This window comes from Streptomyces sp. P6-2-1, from assembly GCF_050613165.1.
GTDB lineage: Bacteria > Actinomycetota > Actinomycetes > Streptomycetales > Streptomycetaceae > Streptomyces.
Genome location: NZ_CP192513.1, coordinates 4,967,167 through 4,984,962, shown reverse-complemented (window position 1 = coordinate 4,984,962; position 17,796 = coordinate 4,967,167). Strand labels below are relative to the sequence as shown.

The 17,796-nt window shown below is 71.8% G+C and carries 16 protein-coding genes and 1 riboswitch; of the genes, 8 read left to right on the top strand and 8 right to left on the bottom strand.

Going from position 1 to position 17,796, the window contains the following annotated elements; all coding sequences use genetic code 11:
* Window positions 1-38 precede the first annotated feature (38 nt).
* The 4 genes from ACQYWQ_RS21390 (at window position 39) to ACQYWQ_RS21375 (ending at window position 5,950) form a co-directional block, all read left to right on the top strand.
* Window positions 39-329, top strand: coding sequence for a DUF3311 domain-containing protein (locus ACQYWQ_RS21390; protein WP_431036688.1), 291 nt, complete (start codon window positions 39-41; stop codon window positions 327-329).
* A complete protein-coding gene (gene mctP / locus ACQYWQ_RS21385) occupies window positions 326-1,954 on the top strand; it encodes a monocarboxylate uptake permease MctP (RefSeq protein WP_431036687.1) in 1,629 nt (542 codons plus the stop codon). The genes ACQYWQ_RS21390 and mctP overlap by 4 nt, the downstream gene beginning before the upstream one ends.
* 316 nt (window positions 1,955-2,270) lie before the next feature.
* Window positions 2,271-2,391, top strand: a riboswitch (cobalamin riboswitch).
* Between the two features lie 137 nt (window positions 2,392-2,528).
* Entirely contained in the window at window positions 2,529-4,916 is a 2,388-nt protein-coding gene (locus ACQYWQ_RS21380) for a ribonucleoside-diphosphate reductase subunit alpha (RefSeq protein WP_431036685.1), read from the top strand.
* On the top strand, window positions 4,916-5,950 hold the full coding sequence (locus ACQYWQ_RS21375; protein ID WP_431036684.1) for a ribonucleotide-diphosphate reductase subunit beta: 1,035 nt from the start codon (window positions 4,916-4,918) through the stop codon (window positions 5,948-5,950). Before ACQYWQ_RS21380 ends, ACQYWQ_RS21375 begins: the two co-directional genes overlap by 1 nt.
* Before the next feature lie 67 nt (window positions 5,951-6,017).
* Here the strand turns inward: ACQYWQ_RS21375 and ACQYWQ_RS21370 are convergent, their stop codons facing one another.
* The 8 genes from ACQYWQ_RS21370 to ACQYWQ_RS21335 form a co-directional block, all read right to left on the bottom strand.
* A complete protein-coding gene (locus tag ACQYWQ_RS21370) occupies window positions 6,018-7,400 on the bottom strand; it encodes a cytochrome P450 (protein ID WP_431036683.1) in 1,383 nt (460 codons plus the stop codon).
* The gene (locus ACQYWQ_RS21365) at window positions 7,397-8,398 is read right to left on the bottom strand and encodes a terpene synthase family protein (RefSeq protein ID WP_431036681.1); all 1,002 of its coding nucleotides are present in this window, start codon (window positions 8,396-8,398) and stop codon (window positions 7,397-7,399) included. Before ACQYWQ_RS21365 ends, ACQYWQ_RS21370 begins: the two co-directional genes overlap by 4 nt.
* 532 nt (window positions 8,399-8,930) lie before the next feature.
* Window positions 8,931-9,563, bottom strand: a complete 633-nt coding sequence (def, locus tag ACQYWQ_RS21360) for a peptide deformylase (protein WP_431036680.1) — start codon at window positions 9,561-9,563, stop codon at window positions 8,931-8,933.
* Between the two features lie 213 nt (window positions 9,564-9,776).
* Window positions 9,777-10,757 carry a tetratricopeptide repeat protein gene (locus ACQYWQ_RS21355; protein ID WP_431036679.1) on the bottom strand — a complete coding sequence of 327 codons (981 nt, stop codon included), beginning with the start codon at window positions 10,755-10,757 and terminating at the stop codon, window positions 9,777-9,779.
* A gap of 381 nt (window positions 10,758-11,138) precedes the next feature.
* On the bottom strand, window positions 11,139-11,462 hold the full coding sequence (gene rsrA, locus ACQYWQ_RS21350) for a mycothiol system anti-sigma-R factor (RefSeq protein WP_431036677.1): 324 nt from the start codon (window positions 11,460-11,462) through the stop codon (window positions 11,139-11,141).
* A complete protein-coding gene (locus tag ACQYWQ_RS21345; protein WP_030995075.1) occupies window positions 11,459-12,121 on the bottom strand; it encodes a sigma-70 family RNA polymerase sigma factor in 663 nt (220 codons plus the stop codon). The genes rsrA and ACQYWQ_RS21345 overlap by 4 nt, the downstream gene beginning before the upstream one ends.
* Window positions 12,122-12,391: 270 nt before the next feature.
* Window positions 12,392-13,036 carry an alpha/beta hydrolase family protein gene (locus ACQYWQ_RS21340; RefSeq protein ID WP_431036675.1) on the bottom strand — a complete coding sequence of 215 codons (645 nt, stop codon included), beginning with the start codon at window positions 13,034-13,036 and terminating at the stop codon, window positions 12,392-12,394.
* 80 nt (window positions 13,037-13,116) lie between these two features.
* Complete coding sequence (locus ACQYWQ_RS21335) at window positions 13,117-13,929, bottom strand: SOS response-associated peptidase (RefSeq protein ID WP_431036674.1); 813 nt, start codon at window positions 13,927-13,929, stop codon at window positions 13,117-13,119.
* 48 nt (window positions 13,930-13,977) lie between these two features.
* Between ACQYWQ_RS21335 and ACQYWQ_RS21330 the strand changes: the two genes are divergently transcribed.
* From ACQYWQ_RS21330 to ACQYWQ_RS21315, 4 genes are all read left to right on the top strand, one after another.
* Complete coding sequence (locus tag ACQYWQ_RS21330) at window positions 13,978-14,691, top strand: M50 family metallopeptidase (protein ID WP_431036672.1); 714 nt, start codon at window positions 13,978-13,980, stop codon at window positions 14,689-14,691.
* Between the two features lie 222 nt (window positions 14,692-14,913).
* Window positions 14,914-16,245 (top strand): 3-phosphoshikimate 1-carboxyvinyltransferase, encoded by a 1,332-nt coding sequence (gene aroA, locus ACQYWQ_RS21325; protein WP_431036670.1) that lies wholly within the window; start codon window positions 14,914-14,916, stop codon window positions 16,243-16,245.
* 16 nt (window positions 16,246-16,261) lie between these two features.
* Entirely contained in the window at window positions 16,262-17,272 is a 1,011-nt protein-coding gene (gene rsgA / locus ACQYWQ_RS21320) for a ribosome small subunit-dependent GTPase A (RefSeq protein WP_431036669.1), read from the top strand.
* Window positions 17,273-17,424: 152 nt separating this feature from the next.
* Window positions 17,425-17,748: a DMT family transporter gene (locus ACQYWQ_RS21315; RefSeq protein WP_431036668.1), complete on the top strand. Its 324-nt coding sequence runs from the start codon at window positions 17,425-17,427 to the stop codon at window positions 17,746-17,748.
* Window positions 17,749-17,796 lie beyond the last annotated feature (48 nt).

The following is a 17,796-nucleotide window of genomic DNA, read 5'->3' as shown; positions in this document are numbered from 1 at the left end:
ACCGAGGTGCGCGGGGAAACGGAGGGGAGCCGAGGGACATGGCACAGGAAGCGGGAAGCACGGCGGAGCCGGGAGGAGGTGGCGAGGCGCTGCCGGTCGTGACCCCTTTGCGGATCGTGGTCGGGCTCTGCCTCGTCGCGCCCTTCGTGGCGATGCTGTGGGTGGGTTCGTACGCGAAGATCGACCCGACCTTCATCGGGATTCCGTTCTTCTACTGGTACCAGATGCTGTGGGTCTTCATCTCCAGCGGGCTGACCTTCCTCGCCTACAAGTTGTGGCAGCACGACCAGCGTGTGCGGCGCGCCCCGCGGGGCGGTGAGGCCAAGTGAAGGACGGTGTCAACGGGATCGCGCTCGCGGTCTTCATCTTCTTCTTCCTCGTCGTCACCGTCATGGGCTTCCTCGCGGCGCGCTGGCGGCGCTCCAGCGAGGAGAGCCTCGACGAATGGGGCCTCGGCGGCCGCTCGTTCGGCACGTGGGTGACCTGGTTCCTGCTCGGCGGCGACCTCTACACCGCGTACACCTTCGTGGCGGTCCCCGCGGCGATCTACGCGGGCGGCGCTGCCGGGTTCTACGCGGTGCCGTACACGATCCTGGTCTACCCGCTCATCTTCACCTTCCTGCCGCGCCTGTGGTCGGTCTCGCACCGGCACGGGTACGTGACGACCTCGGACTTCGTACGGGGCCGCTTCGGCTCGAAGGGGCTCTCGCTCGCCGTCGCGCTCACCGGCATCCTCGCCACGATGCCGTACATCGCGCTGCAACTCGTCGGCATCCAGGCGGTCCTGGACGTCATGGGCGTGGGCGGCAGCGACGGCACCAACTGGTTTGTCAAGGACCTGCCACTCCTGATCGCCTTCGCCGTCCTCGCGGCGTACACGTACTCCTCGGGGCTGCGGGCCCCCGCGCTGATCGCCTTCGTCAAGGACGGACTCATCTACCTCGTCATCGCGGTCGCGATCATCTACATCCCGATCAAGCTCGGTGGCTTCGACGACATCTTCGCGAAGGCCGGTGACGCGCTCTCGCAGAAGAACCCCGCGACAGGACAGCCGAAGGGCGCGCTCGCGCCCGGCGAGGCCGGACAGTGGGGGTACGCGACACTCGCGCTCGGCTCGGCGCTCGCGCTCTTCATGTACCCGCACTCGGTGACGGCGACGCTCTCGTCGAGCAAGCGGAACGTCATCCGGCGCAACACCACGATCCTGCCGCTCTACTCGCTCATGCTGGGGCTCCTCGCGCTCCTCGGCTTCATGGCGATCGCGAGCGGCATCAAGGTGAGCAACGGGCAGCTCGCGATCCCGCAGCTCTTCGAGAACATGTTCCCCGACTGGTTCGCCGGGGTCGCCTTCGCCGCGATCGGCATCGGGGCGCTCGTCCCCGCCGCGATCATGTCGATCGCGGCCGCGAACCTCTTCACGCGCAACATCTACAAGGACTTCCTGAAGCCGGACGCGACGCCCGCGCAGGAGGCGCGGATCTCCAAGCTCGTCTCGCTGCTCGTGAAGGTCGGCGCGCTGATCTTCGTGCTCGGCATGGACAAGACGGTCGCGATCAACTTCCAGCTCCTCGGCGGCATCTGGATTCTCCAGACGCTCCCCGCGCTCGTCGGCGGCCTCTTCACGCGCTGGTTCCACCGCTGGGCGCTGCTCGCGGGCTGGGCGGCCGGGATGGCGTACGGGACCTGGGCGGCCTGGTCGACCTCCTCGCCGACCCAGGACCACTTCGGGGGCTCGTCGAAGGCGATCCCCGGCCTGGGCGAGATCGGGTACATCGGGATGACCGCGATCGTCCTGAACGTCGTCGTGACGGTCGTCCTCACGGTCGTACTGCGGGCCTTCAAGGCGCCGGAGGGCGTGGACGAGACCCAGCCGTCGGACTACGTGGCGGACGCGGGCGACCCCGGCGTGAAGCAGGAGCTTCCCCCGGCGGTCCCGGAGACGGCGGGGCACTGACCTCAGGCGGCGAACGCCGGAGCGGCCGAGAACTTTCGGCCGCTCCGGCGTTCGTGTGCCCGCTGACGGCCCCTCACGTTCCGCGACCGAAAACCGAACACGCGCACCCCTCGATCCGGCCGGTAAAAACTCCGTACGACCCCGCTTGTGGGGTCCCCTCAAGCCATACGATCGACGCCGCCGCCCCCACCGCACCCCGTCACCCCACCGGGCACGAGACGCCTTGTCGGCACCCCACAACCGTTGACCCGCACGTAACACTCCCCGCCCCCGACACAACATCTGGGGCCTCCTTTCCCGCCCGCCCCCCAGATGTATGCTCTTCCTCGCTGTCGGCAGGGGAATCCGGTGCGAGTCCGGGACTGTCCCGCAACGGTGTGCGACGCGCCCCGTGGCGTGTTGCGAGTCCGATGACCTGCCGAAAGCGCGCCGCCGTCCCACCCGGGCGCGGTGCCAGACGTCCGGGCCCCGTGGAATGGGCCGGGGACGTGACGCGGTGTGCCCGAAAGCGCTGCCGTCGTCCCGTCGCCGCCCCGCACCACAGGCCCCCAGCCGAGCGAGGGAGAGCCACCCAGTGACCATCGCGCCAGCAGATCCCGCCTCATCGGTCGCGGCCGAGCAGGACCTTCCCGGGACCGCCTTGTTGCGGACCCTCACGGAACTCACCGCCGATCTCCCCGACACCGACCCCGGCCGGGTCGCCGCCGCCGCCCTGCGCGGCCGCAGCGCCCACGCCGACGAGGCGGAGCTGCGCGAGCTGGCCACCGAGGCCGCCGCCGGGCTCATCTCCGAGGACCCCGCCTACTCCCGGCTCGCCGCGCGCCTGCTGGCCCTCGCGATCGCCGAGGAGGCCGCGGGCCAGGGCGCGAGCGGCTTCGCCGCCTCCGTCGCCGTGGGCCACGACGAGGGCCTGATCGGGGACCGTACGGCCGCGTTCGTCGCCGCGCACGCGGCCCGCCTGGACGCGCTCATCGATCCCGAGGGCGACGACCGCTTCGGCTACTTCGGCCTGCGCACCCTCTACAGCCGCTACCTCCTGCGCCACCCGATCACGCGCAAGGTCATCGAGACCCCGCAGCACTTCCTCCTCCGCGTCGCCGCCGGGCTCGCCGCCGACGACAGCCTCCCGGCCGTCGACGAGGTCGCGAGCCTGTACCGGCTCATGAGCCGCCTGGACTACCTGCCCTCCTCGCCGACGCTCTTCAACTCCGGTACGCGGCACCCGCAGATGTCCTCCTGCTACCTCCTGGACTCGCCGAAGGACGAGCTGGACTCGATCTACGAGCGCTACCTCCAGGTCGCCAGGCTCTCCAAGCACGCGGGCGGCATCGGCATCGCGTACTCCCGCATCCGCTCGCGCGGTTCGCTGATCCGCGGCACCAACGGGCACTCGAACGGCATCGTCCCCTTCCTCAAGACGCTCGACTCCTCCGTCGCCGCCGTCAACCAGGGCGGGCGCCGCAAGGGCGCGGCCGCAGTCTACCTGGAGACGTGGCACTCGGACATCGAGGAGTTCCTGGAGCTGCGCGACAACACGGGCGAGGACCAGCGCCGCACGCACCACCTGAACCTCGCGCACTGGATTCCCGACGAGTTCATGCGCCGCGTCGCCACCGACGCCGCGTGGTCGCTCTTCTCGCCGGCCGACGTGCCCGAGCTGACCGACCTGTGGGGCGAGGAGTTCGAGGCCGCCTACCGTGCCGCCGAGGCGAAGGGCCTGGCCCGCAAGACGATCCCGGCGCGCGAGCTGTACGGCCGCATGATGCGTACCCTCGCGCAGACCGGCCAGGGCTGGATGACCTTCAAGGACCACTCCAACCGCACCGCGAACCAGACCGCCGAGCCCGGCAGCGTCGTGCACTCCTCGAACCTGTGCACCGAGATCATCGAGGTCACCGACGACGGCGAGACCGCCGTGTGCAACCTCGGCTCGATCAACCTCGGCGCCTTCGTCGAGAACGGCGGGATCGACTGGGAGCGCCTCGACGAGACCGTCCGCACGGCCGTCACCTTCCTCGACCGCGTCGTGGACATCAACTTCTACCCGACCGAGCAGGCGGCGAACTCCAACGCCCGCTGGCGTCCCGTCGGCCTCGGTGCGATGGGTCTCCAGGACGTCTTCTTCAAGCTGCGGCTGCCCTTCGACTCGGCCGAGGCGAAGGCCGTGTCGACCCGTATCGCCGAGCGCGTCATGCTCGCCGCGTACGAGGCATCCGCCGACCTCGCCGAGAAGCACGGTCCGGTACCCGCCTGGGAGAAGACCCGCACCGCGCGCGGGGTCCTGCACCCCGACCACTACGACGTGGAGCGGACCTGGCCGGAGCGCTGGGAGGCGCTGCGGGCCCGTATCGCCAAGAGCGGTATGCGCAACTCGCTGCTCCTCGCGATCGCGCCGACCGCGACGATCGCCTCGATCGCGGGCGTCTACGAGTGCGTCGAGCCGCAGGTCTCCAACCTCTTCAAGCGCGAGACGCTCAGCGGTGAGTTCCTCCAGGTCAACGGCTACCTCGTGGAGGACCTGAAGAAGCTCGGCGTGTGGGACGCGCGCACCCGCGAGGCGCTGCGCGAGGCGAACGGCTCGGTCCAGGGCTTCCACTGGATTCCCGAGGACGTCCGCGCGCTGTACCGCACGGCGTGGGAGCTTCCGCAGCGCGGCCTCATCGACATGGCCGCCGAGCGCACCGCGTTCCTCGACCAGAGCCAGTCGCTCAACCTCTTCATGGAGACGCCGACGATCGGCAAACTCTCCTCGATGTACGCGCACGCCTGGAACAAGGGCCTGAAGACGACGTACTACCTGCGCTCGCGGCCCGCGACGCGCATCGCCCGCGCGGCCGGTTCCTCGGCCGCGGAGGCCACCCCCATCCCGGTGCAGTCCAAGCCCGTCGCGCAGAGTGTGCCCGACGCCGAGGCGATCGCCTGCTCCCTGGAGAACCCCGAGTCCTGCGAGGCCTGCCAGTAATGACCGACACCGTTCCCGAGCAGAAGAAGCGCCACCAGAACCTCCTGGACCCCGGTTTCGAGCTGACCCTGCGCCCCATGCGCTACCCGGACTTCTACGAGCGCTACCGGGACGCGATCAAGAACACGTGGACCGTCGAGGAGGTCGACCTCCACTCGGACGTCGCCGACCTCGCGAAGCTCACGCCCGGTGAGCAGCACCTCATCGGCCGTCTCGTGGCGTTCTTCGCGACGGGCGACTCGATCGTGGCGAACAACCTCGTGCTGACGCTGTACAAGCACATCAACTCCCCGGAGGCGCGGCTCTACCTGAGCCGGCAGCTCTTCGAGGAGGCCGTGCACGTGCAGTTCTACCTGACGCTGCTCGACACCTACCTGCCCGACCCGGACGACCGCGCGGCCGCCTTCGCCGCCGTGGAGAACATCCCGTCCATCCGCGAGAAGGCCGAGTTCTGCTTCAAGTGGATCGACGAGGTCGAGAAGATCGACCGCCTGGAGTCGCAGGCCGACCGTCGCCGCTTCCTGCTCAACCTGATCTGCTTCGCGGCGTGCATCGAGGGCCTCTTCTTCTACGGCGCCTTCGCGTACGTGTACTGGTTCCGCTCGCGCGGCCTGCTGCACGGCCTCGCGACCGGCACCAACTGGGTCTTCCGCGACGAGACGATGCACATGAGCTTCGCCTTCGACGTCGTCGACACGGTCCGCAAGGAGGAGCCCGAGCTGTTCGACGACAAGCTGGAGGCCGAGGTCAAGGAGATGCTCGCCGGCGCGGTCGACGCGGAACTCCAGTTCGCGCGCGACCTGTGCGGTGACGGCCTTCCCGGCATGAACACCGAGTCGATGCGCGAGTACCTCCAGTGCGTCGCCGACCAGCGCCTCGTGCGCCTCGGCTTCGCGCCGGTCTACGGCTCCAGCAACCCCTTCTCCTTCATGGAGTTGCAGGGCGTCCAGGAGCTGACGAACTTCTTCGAGCGGCGGCCCTCGGCCTACCAGGTCGCCGTCGAGGGGTCGGTCTCCTTCGACGACGACTTCTAGAAGCGGGTGCCGCGAAGGGGGGCCGGGTTCCGTACGGGACCCGGCCCCCCTTCGCGTGGTCGCCGGCTCAGGCGCGCCGCACGCGGAGCACCGTGGCGCGGGGCTGGAGCGTGATGCCGATGCGCGGGCGCGGGTCGGTGCGCCCGGGGACGGCCTCGACGTGCCAGTGCCTGACCGTGTTGGCGAGGACGAGGGCGAGTTCGGTGAGGCTGTAGATGTCGCCGGGGCACTTGCGGTTGCCGATGCCGAAGGGGATGAAGGCGTGCCGGGGGATGTCGGCGGCGCGTTCGGGGAGCCAGCGGTCCGGGTCGAAGCGGTGCGGCTCGGGGAAGGACCTGGCGTCGTGCTGGAGGGCCCAGGGGCTGTAGAGCACGTCGGTACCGGCAGGGACGCGGTAACCGCCGAGTTCGGTGTCGTTCGCGGCCCTGCGCGTGAATATCCATGCCGCGGGCCGTATCCGCATGGATTCGCTCAGCAGATTCCGGGTGAGGGCGAGTTTCGGAAGATCCTCGAAATCGACGGGGCGGTCCGGCGCGACCGATTCCACTTCCGCGCGCAACCTGCGTTCCCACTCGGGGTGCTGGGCGAGGAGGTGAAAGGTCCAGGCGAGTGTCGCGGCGACATTCTCGGCCGCGGCGACGACAAGGGATACGACGTTGTCGTGAATCTCTTCGTCGGGCAGGGGAGCGCCGTTCTCGTCGGTGGCGTGAAGCAGTACCGAGAGGAGATCGTCGTCGGGCGCGGCGTCGCCGGAATCGTTCGCGCGGGCGTCCCGTACCAACTGCCGCACAAGGGTGTGCAGTTCCGCGAGGGCCGCGTTGAAGCGGCGGTTGGCGGGGGTCGGCAGGCGGTGCAGTGGCCCGAAGGAGAGGACCATCCGCTGGTAGAGGCCGCCGAAGACGGTGTGCAGGGCGTGCGCGATGCGGTCGGCGAGTTCGGTGCCGCGCGCGTCCACCTCCAGGAGGGAGCGCGAGACGATCCGTACGCCGGTGCGGAACATCTCCGCGCCGACGTCGGTGATCTCGCCGTCCCGCCAGGACTCCGCCGTCCGCACCGCCTCCTCGGTCATGACGCGTGCGTAGGAAGCGATGCGGTCGGGGCGGAACGCGGGCTGGATGGTGCGGCGCTGACGGCGGTGGCGGGGGCCGTTGCTCGTCGCGACCCCCTTGCCGAGCAGGATCTCCAGGGTGTCCCACAGCGGCCCGCCGACGGTGAACTCGGGGCGGGTCAGGAGGGTTCCGACGAGGTCGGGGGCGCAGACGGCGAGTACCTGCTTGGGGCCGAGCGCGATCCGTACGATCTCGCCGTGCGCGCGCAGCCCTTCGAGGAAGGGCAGCGGGCCGCGCGCGAGGGCGGGCGCGTGGCCGAGGAGCGGGAGGGCTCCGGCGGCGAGCGGCGCGGTGCGGCCGGTCCCGGCGGGGGGCGCGGTGGGGGGCGTACGCGGGCTCATACGGTGCCCTCCTCCTCGTGCGGGCCGCGCTGGCGGACGACCCTGGGCGACTCGGCGGCGCGCGTGCCCGGGGTGGTGCGCGCCGGTGCGCCGTCCTGGAGATACGGGGGGCGCGCGGGGTCCTCCCACTGTTCGACGCGATAGCGCCCGGATTCGTGGTGGAACCAGTAGACGGACGGAAACCAGTTCCGCATATTGTCCACGCAGGACAGGAGAACGGCCCGCGTCCGCTCGCCCTCGATTCCGCCGCCTTTCGCCAGGGAATCGGCGAGCGCGTGCACTTCTTTTTCCGCCGCGAGAAACTCGGTGACGCGTTCTGCGACTTTCTCGTGCACGACAGAAACGGCTTCGGAGAGTTCCATTCCCTCGTGCCGGATGAGGCTTATCCCGAGGTTGTGGATCTCGTCCCCGGCTATTTCCTTCGGCAGCGAGCAGAGGTCGTTGTACCAGGCGGCGAAATCCTGGCAGGCGAGTCCCGCGGTGCGGTAGGCGGTGTGGCGGCGTACGGCGGCGGGGAGTTCGGCGCCCGCGACGGCTTCGAGGAGGTCGAGCCAGATGTCGTGCGCGAAGGTGAGGCGCCGCAGCTCCAGGTAGGCGGCGACGGTCGGCACGGTACGGTCCAGGCGGTTGCGGAACTCCTGGTCGTAGGCGTCGATGACGGGGCCCATGTGGCGGGCGAAGCGGGCGCGCCAGGTGGGGGGCATGGGCGCGCCCATCCGCAGCAGGCAGTCGGCGAAGGCCGCCACCAGCGGCTCCTCGTGGTGCAGATGGGCGCCGGGCTCGCGCAGGGCCGCGTGCAGGTCCGCGGAGAGGGCGTACCAGGAGGCCGTACGGGCGTGGGCGACGTCCCGGTCGTGCCGGTCGTCCCAGGCGAAGAACCAGCTGCTGAAGTCGGCGATGGCGCCGAGCATCGCGTCGGAGGCGCCGAGGTAGTAGCCCGCGACGAGGTCGGTGTAGCGCAGCTCGTCGGCGAGGGCCTCGGCGGCGGCGGGGGCCATGAGTCGTTTTTCCTGGAGCCACAGCTTCGACTTCACCTGAAGCTTTGGCCAATAATTGTGCAGTCGGCGGGCGAAATCCCTTTCCACTACCGGGAGTTGCAGCGTGGGCGGCACAGGCACCGGCCTGGCGGCGGTGGCCCGGGATGAGATAGCGGGCACGAGCGAACCCCTTTCGGGAGCCGGACGCACGTGCGCCGGGTCCCCGTCTCCCGGCACACGTCACGTCGTAAATCGACAGCGCATTCCATTCAGCCCTACGGAGCGGCGGGAAGGGAATGGATACCGGCGAGGAATCGCTCAGGTGTGCCGACAACCAGCTCGTTTTTGTCCGGAATCCGATCATCTGGAGTTGTCATAGAGCGCCCGCATATGCCCCACCGCCCGTCCTGGGACGGACGGGCGGTGGGGATACGGCTGTGGTCGCCTCGCGCACCTCCCGTAACCGCGGGGCGCACACGCGGGCGCACGAGCGCAGGGGGAGCGCAGCCGTGGGGAGAGGTACGGCGCTCCGTCGTGGGGAGAGGTACGGCGCTCAGTCGTTGGGGACGGTCGCGTAGCGCGGGGTGCCCTCGGCCATCTGCCGGAGCGCGTCCTTGCGGTCGCGCTTGGAGAGGCGGTCCAGGTAGAGGTAGCCGTAGAGGTGGTCGGTCTCGTGCTGGAGGCAGCGCGCGAAGTACCCGGTGCCGCGCACCTTGATCGCGTTGCCGTGCTCGTCCTGCCCGGTGACCTCGGCGTACTCGGTCCTGGGGGTCGCCGCGTAGGCGCCGGGGACGGAGAGGCAGCCCTCGTTGGAGTCGTCGAGGGTACGCAGCTCGGCGGGCAGGTCACGCAGCTTCGGGTTGCAGACGACGCCGACGTGCCGTACGCCCTGGTCGTCCTGGCAGTCGTACACGAAGACCTTGAGGCTCACGCCGACCTGGTTCGCGGCGAGGCCCACGCCCTCGGCGGCGCGCTGGCTCGCGAACATGTCGTCCACGAGCTTCGCCAGCTCGGGCCCGAACTCGGTGACGTCCGCGCACTCCTTGTGCAGCACGGGGTTCCCGACCACGGTGATCGGCAGTACCGCGCCGCGCTCACGGTAGGCGCTCTCCCGCTCCTCGGTCTCGGCCGTGTCGATCACGTAACCCTCGTCGTCGACGGGAAGGCCGGTCGTCTGCTGCGCCATCTTCTCCGGAGTGTCCTTTCAGGGAGCCGGCCAACCGACCAGCAGGATGTGCCGATCCACCCTACAGGGGCCGCGAATCCAGCCCGCGCCGGAGGGAAGGGGCCCCTGCGGCGGGGGCCGGGGCGGAGCCCCGGGTCCCCCGGCGAGGACCGCGCGGAGCCGGCGCGGCCGCGGACCCGTACGGGCGCGGACCACCGCGCCCGCGCGCGGAGGTCAGCAGACCTCCTCCAGGTCCCGCCACCCCCTGGCCTCCGGCCGGTCGGCGACCCACGTCTCCAAGATCCCCCGCACCAGCTCGGCGGGCGCGGCGACCCCGCACTCCCGCTCCGTCACCCACCGGCCCCCCGCGGTCGCGTGCCCGAGGGGTCCGGGCGCCCCCGGCTCGCTGTGGTCGTGCGGGTCCCCGCGCTCCCCGTCCCCCGCGTCGCTCTCCATCCGGCTCTCGGAGCAGCTGCGGCACAGCAGCCGCACCGAGGAGGTCCAGTCCTCCGCCGCGTACCCGGCGTCGGACGCGAGCTGTTCGAGTGCGTCGCGGTCGTCCTCGGTGGCCGCGTCGAGCAGGACGACCCACGTGGGCACGGGCGAGGGCGCCCACAGCTCGATCTCGTCGAAGACGGGGAAGGACTGCCCGTCGGGCGTGATCCGCTCCCCGTGCGGCACCCCGTCGTGGAGCACGACCTCGCCCCAGCGCCGTCCGGAGGACGGCAGCGGCACCGAGAGGACCTCGATCCGCGCGGGGTCGATCCGCCTGCCCCACACGACCTCCGCCTCGCCCTCGGGCGAGAGCCGCACGGCGGCGCTGCCGAGCCCCATCCCGGCGGGCGGCTCGGAGGGGGCCGCGCCGTCGGGCAGCCGCAGCCCGTACGCCTGCCAGGCCTTGCGCGCGAGCGGCCAGTCCTGGAGCGCGGTCGCCGCGATCCCCACGTTCCACCAGTCGGGAGCCCCGGCCGAGCGGTCGAGCAGGGCCACGGCGCGCAGCCCGGTGGTCCGCGCGGCCTCCCAGTCGTGCCGGAACTTGTGGAGGAGGGCGAGGTTGAACCAGGACTCGGAGAGCCACGGCTCCAGGTCGGCCGCCCGCGTGAGCAGCGCCCCCGCGTCCTCGTACCTGCCGTCGCCGATGAGGGTGAACGCGCGATCGGTGGCCTGCCGCCAGGAGGCGGAGGGCCGGTGCCGTCCCTTGCCGAAGATCCTCACGATTCCCGCCTGCATCCCCGCTGCCGTCGATGGAGGGGCCGCGGCCCGCTGTCCCGCCGTACGGGCCTTGAGCCCCGCCGGCGCCGGGCGAGCCGGGTGCGTCCTGGCCACCGGCTCCCGCTCTCGCATCCAACCACGGACGCCTGGGCGCCCGCTCATTACCCGTGGGTTACCCCGTCCGGACGCATCCAGACCTCGCCCTGCGGCCGGGCCCGGGGGCCCGCGTCCCTCGTACGGGTGAAAGCGGGTACGTACGGTGATGAGCCGGGCACACCAGAGGCCGCCCCCCTCACAGACCGGGCACGCCGAAGGCCGCGCCCCCAGCGGGACACGGCCTCCGTACACCTGTGCGCGGGGCCGCTCAGCCCCTGCCGGGAGCGCTCAGCTCGTCTCCCGTACGGCGCTCTCGACCGCGCCCGGCAGCGAGATGTCGTCGTCGGGCACCGCCTGGCCCGAGCGGATCAGCTCGATCCGCCCGAGTACCTTGGCGCGCAGATCGGCCGGGACGTCGTCCTGACCGCAGCAGCGCTTGACGAGCTTCTTGACCGCCTGCTCCAGGCCGTACTTCTCCAGGCAGGGGTCGCACTCCTGGAAATGGTCCTCGTACTTCACGCACTCGGCGTCCGGCAGCTCATGGTCCAGGACCTCGTACAGGTGGTCGAGGACCTCACTGCAATCCGTCTCGTGCGGCTCTCCGCAGCTCATGAGCCCGAGCCTTTCGCCTCGTCCGGCCCACCCGCGCCCGCCGGGACGAGCCCGCGCTCGCGGGCGTAGTCCTCCAGCATGCCGCGCAGCTGGCGGCGGCCGCGGTGCAGCCGGGACATCACCGTACCGATGGGTGTCCCCATGATGTCCGCGATCTCCTTGTACGCAAAGCCCTCGACGTCCGCGAGATAGACCGCGATGCGGAACTCCTCGGGGATCGCCTGGAGCGCGGACTTGACGTCCGAGTCCGGCAGGTGGTCCAGGGCCTGCGACTCCGCGGAGCGCAGCCCGGTGGACATGTGCGACTCGGCGCGCGCGAGCTGCCAGTCCTCGATCTCCTCGGCCGCGCTGCGCTGGGGTTCGCGCTGCTTCTTGCGGTACGAGTTGATGAACGTGTTCGTGAGAATCCGGTACAGCCACGCCTTGAGATTGGTGCCTTCGCGGAACTGGTGGAAGGAGCCGTACGCCTTCGCGTAGGTCTCCTGCACCAGGTCCTCGGCGTCGGCCGGGTTGCGCGTCATGCGCAGCGCGGCCGAGTACATCTGGTCGAGGTACGTGAGGGCGTCCCGCTCGAAGCGGGCGCTGCGTTCGGCCGCGCTCTCCTCGGAACGCGTCCCCGCCTCGTCCTCTCCCGCGTCGGTCCCAGTGACCCGACCCACCTCCTCCGACACCGTGCCGGCGTCCGCGAAGGTGCGGGCGCCCGCCTCGGAGAATAGACGACCGGGGCCCTCCGGGGCCTTTCGGTCGACTCCGGCCACGCCGCCGTTCCGGGTGGTGCGCGCCGCGGGCAGAACGGACCAGTCCAGTTCTGTGCCGCTGCGGCTGGGGCAGATCGTCGCTCCCATGCGGGGCCTCTTCCTTTCGTACGCCGGAGGTTCCGGTACGGCTGACTCAACACCAGGCCCGTCCGGGGCATTCCCGCGCCGCGTTCAGCGCCGCGCGCGCAGCCAGTCCGCCACCGCGGTTGTGAGGAGACTCACCGCCTCGTCCTGTCCGAGCGGCGCCTTCCTCGGCACGTGGAAGGAGTGGTCGCCGTACGGGACCTCGGCGAGGTCGTAGGGGCCGGGGGGAAATTCCGCGGGCCTGCCGAAGGGGTCGCTGCCGCCCTGCACGACGAGTGCGGGCAGCCCGGTGCCGAGCAGTTCGGCCGCGCGGCTCTTCTCCGGCTTCCCCGGCGGGTGCAGCGGGAAGGAAAGGGCGAGCACGGCGGCGGCGCCGAGGCCGGCGGCGGTACGGCACGCGACGCGCGCCCCCGCCGAGCGGCCGCCCGCGACCACGGGGAGCCCGGCCGCCGCCCCGGCGAGCGCGGGCCACAGGGCGCTCCAGGAGGCGTCGAGGGTGCGGGGCGCGGGGGCGAGCTTCCTGCCGGCCACACGCCAGGGCTGTTCGACCAGGGCGACGGTCACTCCGCGGGGCGGGAGCGAGGCCGCCAGGGCGGCGAGGTCACGGGCCTCGATGCCGCCGCCCGCGCCGTGGCCGAGGGCGAGCACGGTGTGCGGCTCCGCCGCGCGGTGCCAGGTGATGCGGGCCGTTCCCTGCGGGGTGGCCACCAGGTCAGTTGTCACGTCCCGCATTGTGTCGCGGGGCCGTGCCCCACGCCCCGCTCCTCGGCCGCGGGGGCCGGACGTTCCGCCCTTCGGGAATCGCCCGGCCCTCAGAACAGCGTCTCCTCCTCCGGGGCCGGGAGTTCCTTCTCCAGTTCGGGACCGTTGTTGCGGACGTTGCTCACGGCCGTGCCGACCGGGTAGGCGCGCATCAGGCCCTCGGGCGGCGGGGCGAGGAGGGCCCGCGGGTCCGGGTGGTCCTGGTCGAGCCAGGCGTCCCAGCGGTCCGGCGTGAGCATCAGCGGCATCCGGGGGTGGATGTCGGCCAGCGAGCGGGGCCCCGCCTCGGGGGCCACCGCGAGCGGGGCGGTCTCGGCCTCCGTGGTGAGGACCGTGCAGGTGGCCCACCACGCCTGCGGATGGTCGTCGGGGAGCGTGCGGTCGCGCCAGAACTCGTAGAGCCCGGCCATCGCGAAGACGGAGCCGTCGGCCGGGGTGACGAAGTAGGGCTGCTTGCGGGGGCGCTTGCGGCGGCCCTCCTCCTCCAGGCGCCGCTCGTCCTTGCCCGTGACCCACTCGTAGTAGCCGTCGGCGGGGAGCAGGCAGCGGCGGGCGGCGAAGGCACGGCGGTAGGAGGGCTTCTCGTGGACCGTCTCGGCGCGCGCGTTGATCATCCGCGCGGCGCCCTCGGGCGACGTGGACCAGGAGGGCACGAGGCCCCACTTGAGGGGACGGAGCTGGCGAACCGGCCGCCCGTCCCCCGCGTCCTGTCCCTTGAGCGGCCGGTCGAGCACCACGGGGACGAGCTTCGTCGGGGCCACGTTCCAGTCGGGGGCCAGGGTCTCGCTCGGCTCCCACTTCTCCACGCCGAAGAGCGAGACGAGATCCTCGGGGGCACGAGAGGCCGCATACCGTCCACACATGACCTTCAGCCTGCCACGTCCACCCCCCACGCGAGGAGCCTTCGCCCCATGCACCCCACCGATCTCCCCGGACTCTGGCACCGCGTCTTCGGCGACCAGCCGTCCCCCGAGCGCTGGGTCGTCCTCGTCGCGCTGCTGCTCGCGCTCGTGTGCGTCGGGCCGCGCCCGCTGTGGCACCTGACCCGGAACGCCGTGACGATCGCGCACGAGGGCGGGCACGGGCTCGTCGCGCTCCTGACCGGGCGGCGCCTGGAGGGTGTCCGGCTGCATTCGGACACCTCGGGGCTCACCGTGAGCCGCGGGAAGCCGACCGGGCCCGGCATGATCCTCACCGCGGCCGCCGGGTACGTCGCGCCCTCGCTCCTCGGTCTCGGCGGCGCCTGGCTCCTCGCCGCGCACCACATCACGCTCCTGCTGTGGGCGGCGACCGCGCTCCTCCTGCTCCTCCTGATCATGGTCCGCAACGCGTACGGGATATTCACCGTGCTCGTCACGAGCGGCGCCTTCGTCCTCGTCTCCTGGCTCACCGGGCCGCAGGCGCAGTCCTTCTTCGCGTACACCGCGGTGTGGTTCCTGCTGCTCGGCGGGGTGCGCCCGGTCTTCGAGCTCCAGGGCAAGCGGCGCCGCGAGGGCGCGTACGACTCCGACCCCGACCAGCTCGCGCGGCTCACCCACGTGCCCGCCGCGCTGTGGCTGCTGCTCTTCTTCGCCGTCTCGCTCGGCTCGCTCGTCGCGGGCGGACGGTGGCTGCTCGGGCTGTGACCGGCCCGCCCCCGGCGTCCGCCGCGGCGGCTCGGGCGCCGCTCGGGCGACGCCCGGGGTCGTACGCGCCGGTGCGTGTCCACCGGCGTGCGCGGGCCGCTCGTGCGGGTGAAACGGTCCCCTCGGGCCTCGTCCTTCCCGCGTACCACACCCCTGTTTCGGACTGGTTTCGGCGCATTTGGACAGGATCGTGGATCACCCTGAGCGACTAGAGTGAGGGTCATGACCGAGACGCCTGCACTGACCGACCTCTGGCCCGCGCCGCTCGCCGAGGGGCCCGTTCGCGCGACCGTGCGGGTGCCCGGCTCCAAATCGATCACGAACCGCGCGCTCGTGCTCGCCGCGCTCGCCGCCGAGCCGGGCTGGCTGCGGCGCCCGCTGCGCTCGCGCGACACGCTCCTGATGGCGAGCGCGCTGCGCACGATGGGCGTCGGCATCGAGGAGACGGTCTCCTCGGAGTCCTGCGGCGTCACGGGCACGGGCGAGGCCTGGCGCGTCATCCCCGCCGGGCTGCGCGGTCCCGCGACCGTCGACGTCGGCAACGCGGGCACGGTCATGCGCTTCCTGCCGCCCGTCGCGACGCTCGCCGAGGGCGCGATCCGCTTCGACGGCGACCCGCGTTCGTACGAACGCCCGCTGCACGGCGTGATCGACGCGCTGCGCGCGCTCGGCGCCCGTATCGACGACGGCGACCGGGGCGCGCTGCCGCTCACGGTCTTCGGCGGCGGCGCGCTCGACGGCGGCAAGGTCGAGGTGGACGCGTCCAGTTCCTCGCAGTTCATCAGCGCGCTGCTGCTCTCGGCGCCGTCCTTCAACCAGGGCGTCGAGCTGCGGCACACGGGAGCGACGCTGCCCTCGCTCCCCCATATCCGGATGACCGTGAACATGCTGCGCACGGTCGGCGCGCAGGTCGACGAGCCGGAGACGGGCGGCGAGCCGAACGTGTGGCGGGTGGCCCCCGGCGCGCTCCTCGGGCGCGACCTCACGATCGAGCCCGACCTCTCCAACGCGCAGCCCTTCCTCGCCGCCGCGCTCGTCACGGGCGGCACCGTGACGATCCCCGACTGGCCGGCCCGCACGACGCAGCCGGGCGACCGGCTCCGCGAGATCTTCACCGCGATGGGCGGCGCCTGCGAGCTGACCGAGGCGGGCCTCACGCTCACCGGTACGGGCCGTGTCCACGGCATCGACGTGGACCTCGGTGAGGTCGGCGAGCTGACTCCGGGCATCGCGGCGGTCGCCGCGCTCGCCGACTCCCCCTCGACGCTGCGCGGTGTCGCGCACCTGCGCCTGCACGAGACGGACCGGCTCGCGGCGCTCACCAAGGAGATCAACGAACTCGGCGGCGACGTCACCGAGACGGCGGACGGCCTCCACATCCGGCCGCGCCCGCTGCACGGCGGCGTCTTCCACACGTACGAGGACCACCGCATGGCCACGGCGGGGGCGATCCTCGGGCTCGCGGTGGCGGGGGTGGAGATCGAGAACGTCGCGACGACGGCGAAGACACTGCCCGACTTCCCGGAGCTGTGGACCGGAATGCTCGGGAACTGACGGCCGGGGACTCGCGATGCGCCGCTACGGAAAGAACCCCGACGAGGACGACGTCCGCGTCCGGCCCGGACGCCGGGGCAGCCGCCCCCGCACCCACACCAGGCCCAAGCACGAGGACGCCTCGTCCGGCATGGTCCTCACCGTCGACAGGGGCCGGCTCACGTGCCTCGTCGACGGGCGCAGGGTCGTCGCGATGAAGGCACGCGAGCTGGGGCGCAAGGCCGCCGTCGTCGGCGACCGCGTCGCGCTCGTCGGCGACCTGTCCGGCGAGAAGGACACCCTCGCCCGTATCGTCCGCATCGAGGAGCGCCGCTCGGTGCTGCGCCGCACGGCCGACGACGACGACCCGTACGAACGCGTCGTCGTCGCCAACGCCGACCAGCTCGCCGTCGTCACCGCGCTCGCCGACCCCGAGCCGCGCCCGCGCATGATCGACCGCTGTCTCGTCGCGGCGTACGACGGCGGCCTGAGCCCGCTGCTCGTCCTCACCAAGTCCGATCTCGCCTCGCCCGACCGGCTGTTGGAGATGTACACGCCGCTCGGCGTCCCCTACGTCGTCACGAGCCGCGAGGAGCTGTACGACGGCGAGGCGGCCGGGCGGGTGCGGGAGCTGCTCGACGGGAAGGTCACGGCGTTCGTGGGGCACTCGGGCGTCGGCAAGACGACGCTGGTCAACGCGCTGGTCCCGGAGGACCAGCGGCGTACCACCGGGCACGTCAACGCGGTCACGGGGCGCGGCAGGCACACGACGACGTCGGCGCTCGCGCTGCCGCTCGACGGGGCGGGGGGCTGGGTCGTCGACACGCCGGGCGTGCGTTCCTTCGGGCTCGCGCACGTCGATCCCTCGCGCGTCGTGCTCGCCTTCCCCGACCTCGTGCCGGGGACGGAGGAGTGCCCGCGCGGCTGCTCGCACGACGAGCCCGAGTGCGCGCTCGACGCCTGGGTCGCCGCGGGCCACGCGGGCCCCGAGCGTCTCGCCTCGCTGCGGCGGCTGCTCTCCACGCGGGAGCGGCACGAAGGGGACTGACCGGGCGCCAGGTGTGGAGCGGCGGCGCCGCGGGAAGGGGTTCGCGTGTCCCAAGGGAAGGCAAAGGCATAAGCTCGGGCGGGTCCGCACGGGGCGGACCTGGACCGGTCCGGGTGCGTCGGCGGTCCGTACGAGCATGAAGGAGACACCACATGGCGTGGCTGCTGGTCGTCGTGGCCGGGCTGCTGGAGACGGGCTTCGCGATCTGCCTGAAGCTCTCCCACGGCTTCACCCGGCTGTGGCCGACCATCGCCTTCGCCAGCTTCGCGCTCGGCAGCTTCGGCCTGTTGACGCTCTCGCTGAAGAAGCTCGACGTGGGCCCGGCGTACGCCGTGTGGACGGGCATCGGCGCCGCGGGCACCGCGATCTACGGCATGGTCTTCATGGACGACCTGGTCTCGGCGCTCAAGATCGTCTCGATCGCCCTCGTCATCGCGGGCGTCATCGGCCTCCAGCTCTCGGGCTCGGCGCACTGAGCGCGGGCCCGCCGCACGCTTGACGGCGACTGGATCACGCGGCGGCCC

Coding starts and splice junctions, on each gene's coding strand:
- ACQYWQ_RS21330 (WP_431036672.1), top strand. CDS start 13,978: ATGCACCCCACCGATCTCCCCGGACTCTGGCACCGCGTCTTCGGCGAC.
- ACQYWQ_RS21375 (WP_431036684.1), top strand. CDS start 4,916: ATGACCGACACCGTTCCCGAGCAGAAGAAGCGCCACCAGAACCTCCTG.
- ACQYWQ_RS21365 (WP_431036681.1), bottom strand. CDS start 8,398: ATGGCCCCCGCCGCCGCCGAGGCCCTCGCCGACGAGCTGCGCTACACC.
- ACQYWQ_RS21340 (WP_431036675.1), bottom strand. CDS start 13,036: ATGCGGGACGTGACAACTGACCTGGTGGCCACCCCGCAGGGAACGGCC.
- ACQYWQ_RS21315 (WP_431036668.1), top strand. CDS start 17,425: ATGGCGTGGCTGCTGGTCGTCGTGGCCGGGCTGCTGGAGACGGGCTTC.
- ACQYWQ_RS21390 (WP_431036688.1), top strand. CDS start 39: ATGGCACAGGAAGCGGGAAGCACGGCGGAGCCGGGAGGAGGTGGCGAG.
- rsrA (WP_431036677.1), bottom strand. CDS start 11,462: ATGAGCTGCGGAGAGCCGCACGAGACGGATTGCAGTGAGGTCCTCGAC.
- ACQYWQ_RS21370 (WP_431036683.1), bottom strand. CDS start 7,400: ATGAGCCCGCGTACGCCCCCCACCGCGCCCCCCGCCGGGACCGGCCGC.
- def (WP_431036680.1), bottom strand. CDS start 9,563: ATGGCGCAGCAGACGACCGGCCTTCCCGTCGACGACGAGGGTTACGTG.
- rsgA (WP_431036669.1), top strand. CDS start 16,262: ATGCGCCGCTACGGAAAGAACCCCGACGAGGACGACGTCCGCGTCCGG.
- aroA (WP_431036670.1), top strand. CDS start 14,914: ATGACCGAGACGCCTGCACTGACCGACCTCTGGCCCGCGCCGCTCGCC.
- ACQYWQ_RS21335 (WP_431036674.1), bottom strand. CDS start 13,929: ATGTGTGGACGGTATGCGGCCTCTCGTGCCCCCGAGGATCTCGTCTCG.